Source organism: Mesorhizobium sp. M7A.F.Ca.CA.004.12.1.1 (assembly GCF_003997835.1).
Lineage (GTDB): Bacteria > Pseudomonadota > Alphaproteobacteria > Rhizobiales > Rhizobiaceae > Mesorhizobium.
Genome location: NZ_RZRK01000041.1, coordinates 1 through 15693, shown reverse-complemented (window position 1 = coordinate 15693; position 15693 = coordinate 1). Strand labels below are relative to the sequence as shown.

The 15693-nt window shown below is 61.5% G+C and carries 10 protein-coding genes; 3 read left to right on the top strand and 7 right to left on the bottom strand.

Features of this window, described 5'->3' with window-relative positions; genetic code table 11:
• The coding region (locus EN984_RS03960; RefSeq protein WP_127383638.1) for an autotransporter outer membrane beta-barrel domain-containing protein at positions 1-4978 on the top strand (4978 nt) is incomplete at its 5' end.
• 63 nt (positions 4979-5041) lie between these two features.
• Positions 5042-5599 (top strand): invasion associated locus B family protein, encoded by a 558-nt coding sequence (locus tag EN984_RS03955; RefSeq protein WP_245480026.1) that lies wholly within the window; start codon positions 5042-5044, stop codon positions 5597-5599.
• Positions 5600-5827: 228 nt separating this feature from the next.
• Here the strand turns inward: EN984_RS03955 and EN984_RS03950 are convergent, their stop codons facing one another.
• On the bottom strand, positions 5828-6163 hold the full coding sequence (locus EN984_RS03950) for a hypothetical protein (RefSeq protein WP_127383637.1): 336 nt from the start codon (positions 6161-6163) through the stop codon (positions 5828-5830).
• A gap of 203 nt (positions 6164-6366) precedes the next feature.
• Complete coding sequence (locus EN984_RS03945; protein ID WP_127270657.1) at positions 6367-6642, bottom strand: hypothetical protein; 276 nt, start codon at positions 6640-6642, stop codon at positions 6367-6369.
• A gap of 849 nt (positions 6643-7491) precedes the next feature.
• On the opposite strand from EN984_RS03945, the gene EN984_RS03940 reads away from it, so the two are divergent.
• Entirely contained in the window at positions 7492-8127 is a 636-nt protein-coding gene (locus EN984_RS03940) for an AraC family transcriptional regulator (protein WP_245480025.1), read from the top strand.
• Positions 8128-8469: 342 nt separating this feature from the next.
• On the opposite strand, the gene EN984_RS03935 is transcribed toward EN984_RS03940, so the two are convergent.
• The 5 genes from EN984_RS03935 to EN984_RS03915 all read right to left on the bottom strand — a co-directional run.
• Complete coding sequence (locus EN984_RS03935; protein WP_127270661.1) at positions 8470-9129, bottom strand: hypothetical protein; 660 nt, start codon at positions 9127-9129, stop codon at positions 8470-8472.
• Between the two features lie 1472 nt (positions 9130-10601).
• Positions 10602-11330, bottom strand: coding sequence for a YoaK family protein (locus tag EN984_RS03930; protein ID WP_127269963.1), 729 nt, complete (start codon positions 11328-11330; stop codon positions 10602-10604).
• A 506-nt stretch (positions 11331-11836) separates the two neighbouring features.
• Positions 11837-12883 carry a cytochrome d ubiquinol oxidase subunit II gene (gene cydB / locus EN984_RS03925; protein WP_127269965.1) on the bottom strand — a complete coding sequence of 349 codons (1047 nt, stop codon included), beginning with the start codon at positions 12881-12883 and terminating at the stop codon, positions 11837-11839.
• Between the two features lie 3 nt (positions 12884-12886).
• On the bottom strand, positions 12887-14311 hold the full coding sequence (locus EN984_RS03920) for a cytochrome ubiquinol oxidase subunit I (RefSeq protein WP_127270663.1): 1425 nt from the start codon (positions 14309-14311) through the stop codon (positions 12887-12889).
• A gap of 2 nt (positions 14312-14313) precedes the next feature.
• Positions 14314-15693 (bottom strand): molybdopterin dinucleotide binding domain-containing protein (locus EN984_RS03915; protein WP_164765373.1); only part of this gene is annotated, 1380 nt, incomplete at its 5' end.

Here is a 15693-nt window from a genome sequence, read left to right as displayed (position 1 = left end):
TTCCAACGGTGCCGTCAATGGCGGCAACGGCACCTGGCGTGCTGCCGGCGACCAGAACTGGACGGATTCGACCGGACTTTTCGCCGCTCCCTTTGCCAATGGCAGCTTCGCCATCTTCCAGGGTACGGCTGGGACGGTGACGGTGGACGGCACGAATGGCCCGGTTTTGGCTGCCGGCATGCAATTCGCGATCGGCGGCTACCGGGTGCAGGGCGCGGACGTAGGGCTTATTGGGCTGCAGTCGATCATCCGCGTTGGCGACGGCTCGGCGGCGAGCGCGGGCTATACGGCAACCATCGCCTCGAACCTCACGGGGGCCGGGCAACTGGTCAAAACCGACGCCGGCACGCTGGTTTTGGCAGGCACCAACACCTATACCGGCGGCACCGCGATCAATGGCGGCACCGTGCAGATCTCCTCCGACAGCAATCTCGGCGGCTTCCCCGGCGTTCTTTCGCTTGACGGCGGCACGCTGCACACTACCGCCGGTATCGCTTCCGGGCGCTTCGTGACGCTCAACGCCGGCGGCGGCACTTTCGATATCGACGGCGCGACCAACCTGGCGCTCGGCGGCACCATCGCGGGTGTTGGCGCGTTGACCAAACAAGGCGACGGCACACTCATCCTGGCAGGCACCAACACCTATCAGGGAGGCACGTTCATCAAAGGGGGCACGGTCCTGATCACGGCCGACGCCAATCTTGGCAGTGCGGCGGGCAAGGTCACTTTCGATGGTGGCACGCTGCACGTGAGCAGCCTGTCCAACGTGACTTCCGGACGCAACGCGACCCTTGAAGCGGGCGGCGGCACATTCGAGATTGACAATACGCTTGCATGGAATGGAACCATCGACGGCGCGGGCGGGCTGACAAAAACCGGCACGGGAGCGCTGTTCCTCGGTGCCGACAACACCTACACCGGCGGCACGACCATTGCGGGCGGCGTCCTGGCTTTGGGCACTGGCGGCACGACGGGTGCGGTTCTCGGCGATGTGGTCGACGACGGCACGCTCAGCTTCAATCGCTCCAACCTTTATACATTCGACGGCACGATCTCCGGCAGCGGCAGCGTTACCCAGGCCGGAACGGGGACCACCGTGCTCACGGCCGAGAATAGCTATTCCGGCTTCACCATCATCAACGGTGGCGGTGGGCTCTACATCAATGGAGACCAGACTGCCGCGAGCGGACAGACCATCGTCGCCGCGGGTACGCTTGGCGGCACGGGCGTTGTCGGCGGTGACGTCCTTGTTGACGTGGCAGGCAGACTGGCTCCTGGCGGCCTTGGCGCCACGCCCGGCACGCTCACGATCAATGGCAGTCTTGATCTGGCCTCCGGGTCGAACCTCGACTATTCGTTCGGCCAGGCGGGCGTGGTCGGCGGCGCTTACAACGATCTGACCGTCGTGCATGGCAATCTGACGCTCGATGGCACCATCAATGTCACGGAAGCCCCGGGCGGCAATTTCGGGCCGGGCATCTATCGCGTCATCAGCTATGACGGCGCGCTTGCCGACAACGGGCTGGACACAACATCGGCCAACCACGTGGTGCAGACGTCGGTCGCGGGCCAGGTCAACCTCGTCGACATCAGCGGCCAGACCCTCAATTTCTGGGATGGCGACGCCGGTCCAAAAAGCAATGACGTTGTCAACGGAGGAAACGGAACCTGGCGGGCCGCTGGAGACGACAACTGGACCGGTTCGGATGGCAACCTGAACGCGGCCTTCACCAATGGCAGCTTTGCCATCTTTGCCGGCGCAGCCGGTATGGTCAGCGTCGACAACACCAATGGCCAGGTGCAGGCCGTGGGCATGCAGTTCGCGACCGGCGGGTATGTGGTCCAGGGACAGGACATCGAATTGCTCGGGCCGCAGTCGACCATCCGGGTCGGCGACGGCACGCTGGTCGGGGCAGGCTTCAGCGGAACCATCGCATCGAACCTCACAGGTGCGACTCAACTGGTGAAGACGGATCTTGGAACGCTGGTGCTTACCGGCACCAACAGCTACACCGGCGGCACGGCCATCAAGGGCGGCACGCTGCAGGTTTCGGCGGATGCCAATCTGGGCGATACCTCTGGCGGCTTGAGCCTGGACGATGGCGCAACGCTGCAGACCACCGCGGCCTTCACCTCGGCGCGTGACGTCACTCTCAATTCGGGTGTCGGCACTTTCCAGACCGATGCGGATCTCATCCTTTCGGGCCCGCTCACCGGCGCTGGCGGTTTTAACAAGACGGGCGCCGGAGCACTCACCCTGACCGGCTCCAACAGCTATGCCGGGTCGACCATGGTCACGGCCGGCGGCCTCTATGTCGATGGCGACAACGGTGGTGCGACGGGCGCGGTCTCGGTTGCGAGCGGCGCGACCATCGGCGGCAAGGGCGCGATCGGCGGCGATATCACGGTCGCCGACGGGGCGACCCTGTCACCCGGCTCGGCCGACGACACCCCAGGCACGCTGGCGATCGCTGGGAATCTCAATCTCTCCAGCGGCTCGATCCTCAACTATTCCTTCGGCGAGGCGAACGTCGTCGGTGGGGCGCTCAATGACCTGACGACAGTGGGCGGCAGCCTCGTCCTCGACGGCACGCTCAACGTCACCACGAGCGCAGGCGGAACCTTCGGGCCAGGCGTCTACCGTGTCTTCAGCTATGACGGCACTCTCACCAACAACGGCCTCGCCGTGGGCACGATCCCGTCGACGGGTTATTCGATCCAGACATCGATCGATCACCAAGTGAACCTCGTCAACACCGAAGGCCTGACCTTCAACTACTGGGATGGCGCTGCCGGCCCCAAGAACAACGGCGTGATCAATGGCGGCGACGGCGTCTGGCAGGCTTCGGCCGGCAATGACAACTGGGCCAATGAGACGGGCACCATCAATGCCCCTTACGCCGACGCTTCCTTCGCCATCTTTGCCGGCCAGGCCGGCACGGTGATGGTGGATGAAGGCTTGGGCCACGTAACTGCCTCTGGCATGCAGTTCATGACCGATGGCTATAGTGTCCAGGGCAATGCCGTCGAGCTCACCGGACCATCCAGCAGCATCGTCGTCGGCGACGGTACTGCGGCGGGCGCCGGCATGACGGCCACGATCGCCTCCGTTCTTTCGGGCGACGCGCAGCTTGTCAAATCCGACCGCGGCACGCTGGTGCTGACCGGCACCAACACCTACACCGGCGGCACGGCGATCAATGGCGGCACGCTGCAGGTTGCTGCCGATGCCAATCTTGGCGACGCCGCCGGCGGGCTCAGCCTCGACGGCGGCACGCTCAGCGCGACCAACAGTTTTGCTACCTCTCGTGCGCTGAATGTGATGAGCTCCGGCACCGTCTCGACCGCCGCCGCCACGACCTTGACGCTGAACGGCGCGCTGACCGGGTCGGGTGCATTCACCAAAGCCAGCGATGGAACCCTTGTGCTGGCCTCAGGCGACTCCGCTTTCGCCGGTGCAACTGGCGTGCAGCAGGGCACCTTGGCGGCCGGTACCGTCGACGCGCTTGGCGCCGCGTCGGCATACACGGTTGCCTCAGGTGCAACGCTCGACCTCGCCGGCTTTAACCAAACCGTGGCTTCGCTCGGCAACGCAGGCTCGGTGCGGCTGGGCACCGCGCCCGGCACGACGCTGACGATCAATGGCGATTACACCGGCAATGGCGGAACCATCTTCCTCAATGCCGCGCTCGATGGCGATGCCTCGACCACCGACAAGGTCGTCATCCATGGTAGCACCTCCGGCACCGGCATTTTTGCGGTAGGTAATGTCGGCGGAGCGGGGGCGCAGACCATCGAGGGCGTCAAGATCGTCGATATCGACGGAACCTCGGCCGGCACCTTCTCGCTGGCTGGCGACTATGTCTTCCAGGGCGACCAGGCCGTGGTCAGCGGCGCCTATGCCTACCGGCTCTACAAGAACGGTGTCAGTACGCCGGCGGACGGTGACTGGTATCTGCGTTCGGCGCTGATCAATGGATCGCCGAACCCACTCTATTCGCCGGCCGTACCGATCTATGAGGCCTATGCGGGCGTCCTGCAGAGTCTCAACGAACTGGACACCCTGCAGCAGCGCCTCGGCAACCGGTCTTGGGTGGGCGCTGCTCAAGGCGCCGACGAGATCGGGTCCGTTCCGTCGCAGAACGCGATCTGGGCTCGCATCGAGGGCGCCCACACGCGGCAAAGTCCCGAGAGCGCCACGACCGTGTCGGACTACGACGTGACGACATGGAAACTGGAGACGGGGGTCGATGGTCTCCTCTACGAAGATGCCACCGGCATCCTGCTCGGCGGTGTCTCTTTCCACTATGGCACGGCTTCCTCCGACATCTCGTCGATCTATGGCGTCGGCTCGATCGACGCCAAAGGCTATGGCTTCGCCGGCACGCTGACCTGGTATGGCGACAACGGCTTCTACACCGACGGCCAGGCCCAGGTAACGTGGTATGACAGCGACCTGAAGTCCACCACCCTGGGCAGCGAGCTCGCGAAGGGCAATAATGGCTTCGGCTATGCTGTGAGCATCGAAGCCGGCCAGAAGTTCGCGCTCGGGGCCAAATGGACGCTGACGCCGCAGGCTCAGCTCTCCTATTCTTCGGTCCGCTTCGACAGCTTCACCGATCCGTTCGACGCAGCGGTGTCGCTGAGCCGCAGTGAGGCGCTGATCGGCCGTGCCGGCCTGTCGCTCGACTATGAGGACGCCTGGACCGGCGCCCAGGGCAAGGTCAGCCGCTCGCATTTCTACGGCATTGCCAATCTCTATTACGACTTCCTCGACGGCAATGACGTGGATGTCTCCGGCACCGCGCTTCACGAGCACGACCAGCCGCTGTGGGGCGGTGTCGGTCTCGGCGGATCGCTCTCCTGGGCCGACGATCGCTACACGGTCTTCGGGGAAGCCTTCGCAAAGTCGAGCCTGAAGGAATTCGGCGACAGCCGCTCCATCGGCGCGAAGCTCGGCCTCAGCGTCAAGTGGTAGTCAGCAGGTTGACGGCTGACAAAGACAATGAGCCCTGATTCGAGTGCGCCGGGCTGGACAGGAATGGATGAAGATATGACCCGTAAGAGCTGGGGTAGAAGCCTCCTCCTGGTGGCCACCGCGCTGCTCATCATGGGCTTTGCGATTTCGGCATTTGCTCAAGAGAAGACAGGCCTTCCAGGCGGTGCTACTTCGCTCCAGGAGAGCTACCAGGACTGGAACCTAACCTGTCAAAGCGGGGCACCACAAATAGCGTGCGCTGTCTCCCAGCAACAAACGCAGCAGAACGGGCAGCGGGTGATGGCTGTCGAGCTTAGGCGAAACAGCGACGGCACGCTCGCCGGCAATCTCGTTCTTCCGTTTGGCCTCCTGCTCGACGCCGGTGCCACACTGCAGATTGACGACAGCCAGCCGCTGGCGGCGCTGCGCCTCTCCACCTGCCTGCCGGCCGGCTGCATCGTGCCGCTCAGCCTCGGGGAAGAAACAGTCGCAGCTTTGCGGGCCGGTTCGGTGCTCAAGATAAAGGTCAGAAGCGCAGATCAGAAGGAGGTGGTCCTGCCCGTGTCGTTGAAAGGACTTGCACCTGCTCTGGACAGGCTTGGCGTCCTCGCTGGAGCGTGACAATTCCTGCCGGAGCGCGTTTCTTAGCGAAAAGCCGATGCTTGCCACCGGTTCAAGTAGCACTGTGCTGGGTCGTAATGCAGGGGTAGGCTAGTGACTGACAATAAAGCCGTCGGTCCGCTGCCGGTCTCAACGCGGACGTCAACGGTTCTACAATTGGCCATCGACTGGGGTTCTTGGAAGCTTTTCGAACTTTCTGCCTTGCGCCTCCGGCCGAATTGCGTGGGCTTACTCAGGACGTTGGGGCGGCTGAACTAGCTGCGGTGCAAACTTGATCGAGATGCTCATCTGGGGTTCGAGCCGGTAGACCGTATCGCCGACGTTCAGCATGGGGGCAAAAATCTTTCTCGCGGTGACTAGCCCGGCTACTTGAAACTGGAGCTTTTGTCGCGTGCGCTGAGTCGGGTTGCCAATGAAATGGCTGCTCTTGAAGATCCCCAGCCCGAGGCTGCCGGCCCGCTCCGGCCGTGCTGGCTCTTCACGTCCGAAGAGGCAGGGATGCCAACCGCCGTTGCCATGGCGGGGACGATCCAGTGCGTCGTCATCGGGCCGCTCCGGCGTCAACGCCAGTGGATCCGCCAGTCCTGATCAACGGAGGTCCGATAGGAGGGTCCCTTCTTCGATAGCGTTGAAGGGCGTGATCCGGCGACCTAAAGCGCGTTGCGTTGAAGCGGATTTATGCGACGCACTTTAGGTTCTTTTTTCTATTTGCATGTCGTCCTCTGATAACCGAGGTCAATTTTTAGGCGACATGCATTACGCGCGTCCTAGTTGTGGCCGCCGAGTGTGTTCACGGTCGCGCAGAACGCGGTGAATGGCTGCATTACCTCACCCGCGCACTCACCCTTCATCTGTGCCTGCTTTTCGGCCGGCATGGAAAAAAAGACGCGCTCAAAATCAACCCGGGGCTTCATGGTTTTCATGCTGGAGTCGGTGAAGAACGGCATCATCGTGTCCGGCTCATCCAATGCCCCGGCCAGAGCATGGCCACCAAAAATCGAAAGACTGAATGTTGCAGCGAGACAGATAGCTTTGATGTTCATAAGAAATTTCCTCTCGTGTTAAACGGTTGCCCCAACGACAATCACGTTGGAATTCACAGGGTAGCATCTTCCCGGCTACAGTATTTCCGATGGGCACGGTCTTTTCTGCCTGAACGATGCTTGTGAGGGGGCAACTCGAAGCTGGTTTGGGAACATCAAGACAGAATGACTCCGCCGCCTATGACCTGTTGAACACGCAGCATCAACTTCCTTAAGCATGGATTTCGAACAACGTGCCTGTTCGCTGACGCCGACATCATCCCGGTTGCCAAACCGGTCCAAAAGCTATTCGCCGATGCGAAGACGGTGGCGTTAGCACCGAGATCGAGGAAGAAACCGTTAGCGGGCTCGAAATGCAGGGAGCAAGAGACGACGGCCCGAGTGCAAGCCAACCGGAGCACGATTGAAATGGCGCGCCGATCATTCCAGATCGGAAAGATCGGGCAAGCCTTGAGACAGCATGGTCCATACGGATAGACATAAGGATTATATCTAGGTAGGGGGAGCTCGAATACATGATGTAGACTGGTGAACTCCCGTAGAGTTGAGCACCTTGCCTGCCCGAATATTCTGAGCCCGTACTCGCCGAGGGTTTATCGGATAGGGTCGGAGCAGAAACGCGGAAGTCAGGGGTCCTGTTGGTCCCGCTACCGCCGCCCAATCAAGCTTCGACGGCGATCCGTTCCCTCCAAGAAACACAGGTTTCATGAAGGGCATAGGCCAATGACTATTCAGTCGCTTCCAACTTTTCCGAGAGGGATGGCTCCCATCGGTCTCCTGGTATCGAACGCCGTGTGTGAGCCTGAACGGCGCCAATCCGCAAGTGCTGCGGCGATGGGGACATCGAGTATGTCGCCGGAGACCGCGGGCTCGACCTTCCGGATCGACGTCCCCTACATGGATATGGTGCTTTCGATCTCCGCGCAGCCCTCGGGCTGCGCTAGTGATGAGGCAGGTTTCACGAGAACTGTGGCGTCCCACGGGATGCCTTTTGATCCGGTCATCGAGCGGCTACTTTCCCAGTTCGAGCAGGCTGTTAGGCCGGAGGGAGTTGATGGGGTCCACGGAGACGCCATCCTCCACGCCATCCTAGCCCGCTGGCTCTGGCTGCGATCGCCGTCCGAGGTCCAGCAGGAGGCCAACCACGGCGCACTGCAGAAATGGAGGCTGAAGCGGGTGATTGCTTACGTTGACGAGCATATCGGTGAAGCCATTTCGCTGGCGGATCTCGCTCGGGCGGCAGGCCTCAGCCGGATGTATTTCGCCGCGCGATTCAGGATGGCGACCAGTCTTCGTCCTCACGAATACATCCTGCGCCGCAGAATCGAGCGGGCCAAGGACATGCTGATCAAAACCAATGACAGCCTCGTTGATATCGCGTTCAACGTCGGCTTCCAGACTCAGGCACATTTCACCACGGTCTTCAAGCGCTTTGCCGGCATCACTCCCGGCCGCTGGCGCCAGTCCAACCGCCTCCAAGCATGAAGCTTTCGGCCCCCGCCGTCGCATGGCAATGACCTCGCCGCGCCCTGCCTGCGCGATATATTTTCCTCGGAGTTGAGACTGCAAAAGGCCTCCCAGCCATTGCGATTGTGGTAGCGAGACGCCGATACCGGAGTGTGGAAGTCTGGGCCGGTATATGGTGTAAGTCGAGTTTACGTCTGCCGTAGTGCACTTCGCTTCCCGGGGGCATCCCTCTCAGCACTCGCGTTCGGGGCGGTAACGCAACCTCTTGGCCCGCTCAGGCAAAGGTCCGGCATCAAAAGACCTTCATTCCATCGCGAAGTTCTGCGAGCGCTTACAAAACTGTCTTACGACGATTTTCATTCAACGTATTGCATTTCCGCTCAGAAGGCGACTGAACGCTAGCGCGATTCCCCGAAGCGGAGATGTCTGCTCCGGCAACACCGGCACGGCATTTCCCAGGACGTGAACGCTTCCGCGCAGGACCGCTGCTGGCCAGCCAAAGCCGTCCGGAACGTTGCCATCGGCGATGAAGGGGTAAGGGGCAAATAGCAGTGCGACAAGCAGCCGCTTCACCGAAAAATCATCGCTGAGGGTCGGCAAAGCCATTATGGCGCACCGCCAGATTTCGCCATCGAGTGCCCAGGTCGCCCTGCTGATTGCTGGCACCCTCGTTGCTGCGGCGCGGACGCAGACGCGACGGAGATGGCTGCGGCTCGGCTGGGGGAAAGCCGACAACCGATCTGCGAGATGCGCGCCACCGCAAACTATGTCCAAGGCGGCGCCCCATTTCGAAAAAACGAAATCGGCACCGTGCTCGACCACCAAAACCTCGGCTAGATACGGTTCAAGCACACCAAACTCGTTGGGAAGGAGACTGCTCTCCGTTCGTCCGGCGACCTGCCCGAACCTAGCGACCCAAGCCTCCACGATGCAGCGGGCAGCAACCTTGAGGTCGCGGTCTTCTAGCCGGACGAAGGGCGCTTGGTGCCGATCTGCACGATACTGATCCAGGTGGGTCATTTGTCGCTCCGACTTCAGAGGTAGCGTCTCATTCTCAGTAGATCGTGAGAGCCGGAATGTATTACAGTTGAAACCGCTGATTTTCAGAAGGAACGGTTTGCCGCACACATTCTCCGTTCATGCGGTCCGATAGGACGCAGAAATTTCGGAAGCACCGCGAGCCGGAACCGGAATTGGCTATCATGTATCAAACCGCCGTCGAAAAAGTGGGGACGGCCTTTTCGAGGTGTGACACCCGCGGCGACTGAAAGCAGGCGCGACGAGCAGCCTGCGGCACGGGGCCTGCTGGACGGGCCTTGGCTGGCGATCCCGGAGGTAGACCAGCCGGAGCGGGTATCCGCCCGCGGAAAATGCGAATGCTAGGGCCATCCTGCATGGAGAAGGAAATCGGCGCATCTGGCGATGTCGTCGACGTTCAGCGCACTACGGCAACCGTCAGGCTCTACCGGCGGAGATCATCGGTATCACCGATGAGATGGTAGGTGGACAAACGGTCGATCCCGCCGCTCTCGGTGCGCTTGTCGATCTGGCCAATCTCGTCAATTCGCCACAGTGCGGGTTTCGACAGGCGTCTATCGCAATCTTTATCCCGAAACCATGCGTGTGCCCGGTAACCGAAGTCGCTCGCCGGATCACGGGGTTTGAAGGGACCAGACCTGTTCCATGATTGAAATCGCGCGGACGACGATTGCCACGCCGTTTCCATGAATGGTGTCGCGAGATCAATGTCGCTTATACCGACAGATTCCGGTTTTTCGATCCGCTCGAAGCCTTCGGTGAGTATCCCGAAAGAGGCGCCCAGGACATCGATCGAGTTCTCGCTCGTCGTTACGGAGTCTTGCGGGGGGAACCACGGGATCTCCAGTCGGAGGAGGAGCTCTTGCCGGGGAGGGGGAGCGACAAGGCCTGGGCTTCCGACGTGGACCGCGTTGATGTCCTGGGCTGGTGCGATATTTACCTGGAAGGAGCAGTAGCGTCTTTTGAGAACGCGGCAGCAATTTCCATATCGCCGGGCGGAAGGATATCTGGCCAGCGGCCGAGGTTCCTCAGTTCCTCGCCGTGCAAGGCGAAGTGAGCCACGGGGGGACGTCAAAGCTGGAATGCGTCGCCACCGGGAATCCTGTGCGCGCAGGTGACTCTGCATCCTCCACCTCCTGAAGAGAGCAATTGCGTTCAGGACGGAATACGATCGCAGATATTGGCACCCGAAGGCGGGCGGCAGCGCCGGCGCCATGTTCCGCGCGCCCTTTGCAGAAGCCGCGAGGTTCCTATGCGTCCTAGCTTTTCCGGTTCCGGGCCTGCGCTAGGCGGTTGCGACCTGAGCCGGTGCGGGCCTATTCGCTGTGGATGCAACGGCCACGGCCTTGTCGGCGCCAGTAGATGATGACCGCGGCATCGACTGCAACCATCACCAATGTGCCGATGCCTGTGCGAAAGCGGAGTGGTGTGGTGCTTGGAAGACATGACCACATTCACGCCAGTCTTGACGCTTGTGTGGCGTCTCTCGCGACGAAGACAAGTAAAAAGACGATTGCAGCAGGAATAACAACGCCGCCCAACCCTATCATTTGAAAGACGATGGCGCCCACGGCCACACCGATGAAGAAACCCGCAATGATCATGAAAGTCGGCAGCAGATTCAGTGAAAGGGAGCGGTTCAAAATGCTATCCGCCAGGTCTATGGACAATTGGGTTGTGTTAGTTGTCATTACGTTGGTCGACCCGTAGCCGGTCAGCAACAACCGTGCCGTGGCGCTCTGCACACCCATGGCCGCGAGCCCGAACAGAGCAACCTCCGCATTCAGTCCATCCGATGCCCGGAACAGCCAAGTCGCTGCAAGTACAGTTAGTAGCACCGCCTCGACACCTAGCATGACCGTTAGGGCTAAACGATCAGTGCGGGCGACCAAGCGTACGACAAAAGTTGCGAGCATGCCGGAAACGAGGAACACTGGTATCGCGAGTACTTTTAGCCCGTACTTGTCATTGGGGTTCAAGAGTTCAGAGCCTGCAACAACAAAGCTCCCCGTCGCCTGCGCAACAAAAAATCCCTGGAAAGCTAGGAAACTGCAGGCATCCACAAAACCTGCCACGAACGCCAGGGTGGCCGGTAAGATCGGCTTCGGGATCAAGGTTGGTTTGGTCGGTTCACGAACGATGGAGCTATGCATCTGAGAGCGGCCCTTCGGTGGTTCTACCATCGCGGTATCAAGGACAGCCTACACACGGGGCGGCAAGATAAGAATCCTCCCCATGTATATTGTTTAGACCAATGATTATTATCTCTGGTATGCGCAAGTACGATGGCGTTGATTGATGGTACAGATGGTTTCGAAGGGATAATGTCAGCTGCATGATACGAACATTGTGCGCAAATCCCTAAAAGGCGAGGCTAAATACGCGTGCTTGTGGCTGTTATGTTGCGCCTCGGCCTAAGCCTGGGTCTTTGTATTTGAAGAGCCAGCGAAAGGTGCGCATCAGGGGTTGTCAGACCGCTCGGTGGCGTCGCCGCCCCCGAGGGCTTGGGGCTTGCTACCCGAAGTCCTGTAGCAGTTCGATGCTGGCGGTGGCGAGACATACCGAAGCTAAATGAACAACGAGAGTCTTGATGGCTCACATAGAATCGGCCTTGCGGTCGCGGTAGTGCGCGAAGCTCAGCTAACGAGTTCATTCCGGGAGGGCGTGTGTTCCAGCAGTCGAAGCCCCTTCATTCACTTTCGGGGAGGGCCTGCGTGACGTAGCGGTTGCCACTGTGATGGCGGGTCTTACCCCGGAACACCCAATAGGCATGGGCTTGATAGGCCAGGACGATCGGGATGACGATCATGAGCCCGGTACCGGCGAAAGCTAGCGTCTGAGGATCGGCGGCGCCGTTCCAGATGGTGATTTGTCGCGGCACGACATAGGGCCACAAGCTGACGACGAGGCCGCCGAAACCGAGCAGGAAGATGACCAGCGCCAGCAGGAAGACCTCGGCTTCGCGGCCGATCCAGATGCGGCGCCAGATGGTCAGCAGCGCGGCGACCGTGAGCGACGGCACGGGTGCGAGGAAAGCGATGTTCGGCCAGGCGAACCAACGCGCGGCGACCTCCGGAACACTCCAAGCGCTCCACCCACTGACCGCGAGCATCATGCCGGAGGTGAGGATCAACGCAGAATGGGCGATCTCGCGGGCGAACACCTGCGTCGGCCCATCCGTCTTCCAGATCAGCCATCCGGCGCCGAGCAGCGCGTAACCGCCGACCAGCCCGGCTCCGCAGGCAAGGCCGAGCAGGCTGACGAAATCGAACGTGCCGCCGGCGAATATGCCGTTCTCAATCGTCACCCCGTTGATCAGGCTGCCGAGGATAAGCCCCTGACAGAGCGTTGCGAGCAGCGATCCACCGGCGAAGGCGATGTCCCAGATCCAGCGGAATTCGCCTGCTTGCAGACGGAATTCGAAGGCGATGCCCCGGAAGATCAAGGCGAACAACATGAACATTACCGGCAAATAGAAGGCGGGCAGCAGAACGTAGTAGCCGGCGGGAAAGGCGGTAAGCAGCAGCGTGCCGCCCATGACCAACCAAGTCTCGTTGGAGTCCCACACGGGTTCGATGCTGGCCATCATCAGGTCGCGATCCTCGTTGCGCGGCGCAAGCAGGAACAGCATGCCGACGCCGAGATCAAAGCCGTCGGCCAGCACGTAGATGGTGACGCAGAACGCCGCGAGTGCTGCGAACAGCACAGGAAGATCGGCTGCGAAGAATGCGGACATGGCTTACTCTCCTGATGCGAGGCGGGTTTTGTCGGCGAGCGCGACAGCCGGAGCCGACCCGACGATCGCCGGGCTGCCCCGGTCGAGGCCCGGACGGACAAGGCGCGGATCGCTAGCGCTGGTATCGCGCGGCCCGCGGATGGCGATGCGTCCGGCGAACCAGAGGAAAGCCAGCAGAAGAACCATGTAGACAACGACGAAGATGGCAAGCGTCGTTGCCACCGCGCCGGCCGCGACCGGCGCAACCGCGTCGATGGTGCGCAACTGGCCATAGATGACCCAAGGCTGGCGGCCTGCCTCGGTGGTCGTCCAGCCGGCGAGCACCGCGATGAAGCCGAGCGGCGTCGTCGCCATGGTGATCAGTTGGAACCAGCGTGTGTCGTAGAGGCGATGGCTCCAGCGCAGCGCCACGCCGGTGACGGCGGTGGCGAGAAGGATCAGCCCGATGCCGACCATGATGCGGAAGGCGAAGAAGACGATCGGCACATAGGGCTGGTCCTCGCGCGGCACCGCCTTCAGGCCCTCGACCTCGCCGTCCCAGGAATGGGTGAGATAGAGGCTGGCAAGATGCGGGATGTCGATCGCGTAGAGATTGCGCTGCTCCTCCATGCTGGGCCAGGCAATCACGGTCATCGCGGGTCCCTTGGTGGTGTCCCACAGCCCTTCCATCGCGGCGAGTTTTATCGGCTGATAGGCAAGCGTGTTGCGTCCGTGCAGGTCGCCCAGCAGGATCTGCGTCGGGGTGAGCACCAGCGCCATCCACATGGCCAGCGAGAAAGCGAGGCGGCTGGCCTCCACATGCTGCCTGCGCCAAAGATGGAAGGCAGAGACGCCGGCCACGACGAAGGAGCCGGTAATGAAACTGGCGCAGACCATGTGGGCGAGCCGGTAGGGGAAGGAAGGATTGAAGATGACCTGCCACCAGTCGACGACATGAAAAATGCCGTTGGCGTCGGCCACCGCGCCCTGCGGCGTCTGCATCCAACTGTTGGCGGCGAGGATCCAGGTGGCCGACGTCAGCGTGCCGCCCGCCACCATGCAGCAGGCGAAGAAATGCAGTCCCCTGCTGACCCGGTTCTGGCCGAACAGCACGATGCCGATGAAGCCGGCCTCGAGGAAGAAGGCGGTCAGCGCCTCGTACATGAAGAGCGGGCCGAGGACGTTGGAGACCGAGCGCGAGAAGCCCGCCCAGTTGGTGCCGATCTCGTAGCTCAGCACGAGGCCAGTGATGACGCCCATGCCGAAGGCCAGCGCGAAGATGGAAATCCAGAAGCGCATGAGATCGCGATAGACCTCGCGTCCGGTGCGCCACCAAAGGCCGCTCAGTAGCGCGACGAAGCAGGCGAGCCCGATCGTGACCGTCGGCCACAGGATGTGGAAGCCCATTGTGAAGGCGAACTGGAGTCGGGCAAGGATGACGGCATCCATGGTCAAGCCACCTCAACCTGGACCTGCGCCCGCACGATGCGGATCGGAATGCCCTTGTAGGAGGGTGTGAAACTCATTGGATCGTGGGCGTGAAGCGGCACCAGCGGATTGGTCTCTGGGTAATAGGCCGCGCAGCCGCCGGCCGGGAATGCATGGGCGACCAGCTTGAAATTGCGAACCACTCGCTCCACGCCGTCGTCTGAAACGGTGACTAGGTCGACGCGGTCGCCCGGCTTGAAGCCGCGCTTCTCGATTTCCTCGACGCTTATGAACAGCACGTCGCGTTGGCCGAACACGCCGCGATAGCGGTCTGAGAGTGAATAGAGCGTGGTATTGTACTGGTCATGGCTGCGCACGCTGGTGAGCCACAAAACGTCCGCATCGGATGCGTTATCCTCGCCGAGCCCATCGAACGGCATGAAGTTCGCCTTGCCGGTAGCCGTATTCCAAATACGCTCGCGCGCCGTCGAGGGGAGGTGGAAGCCGCCGGGTACGCGGATGCGAGCGTTGTAGCCCTCGAAAATCGGAAAGACGTCTTCGATGGCGTCGCGTATCAGGTCGTAGTCGGCGACGAAGATCTCCCAGTCCACAACTGAGCGCATCCCGAGGGTGGCGCGGGCCATGCCTGCAACGATCGCGGGCTCGCTCTTCAGGTGCTCGGAGGCAGGTTCGTTCATGCCGGTCGACGCGTGCACCATCGACATAGAGTCCTCGACGGTGATGGATTGCGGGCCTGCCGCCTGCAGGTCAACCTCCGTGCGGCCTAGGCAGGGCAGGATGAGCGCGTCGCGGCCATGGATGATGTGGCTGCGGTTAAGCTTGGTCGAGACGTGAACAGTGAGATCGAGACGGCGAAACGCCTCCTGCGTGACCTGCCAGTCTGGGATGGCAGCGACGATGTTGCCACCCATGCCGATGAAGACGCGCGCTTTTCCCTCGACCATGGCCTCCAGCGCGGTGACGACATTGTGTCCATGCTCAGCAGAGGGCTCGAAGCCAAAACGCTGTCCCAGCCGGCCGAGGAATTCAGGGGTCGGAATTTCGGTTATGCCGACGGTACGGTCGCCTTGGACGTTGGAATGGCCGCGCACCGGGCACAAGCCGGCGCCTTCCTTTCCGATATTTCCCTTGAGCAGGCAAAGATTGGCAAGCTGCTGGACGCTTTTCGCGCCGTGCCGGTGCTGGGTGATGCCCATGCCATAGACGACGATCGCCCTCTTCGCCTTCATATAGACATGGGCGGCTTCCTCGATCGCCGAGCGCGTGAGGCCCGATCGCCGCTCGATGTCTTCCCAGCATGTGGCCTTGAGGTCGGCGACGAGCGCCTCGATGCCGACGGTGTGGCCGCGGATAAAATCCCAGTCAAGGGCCTCGATCTGGTG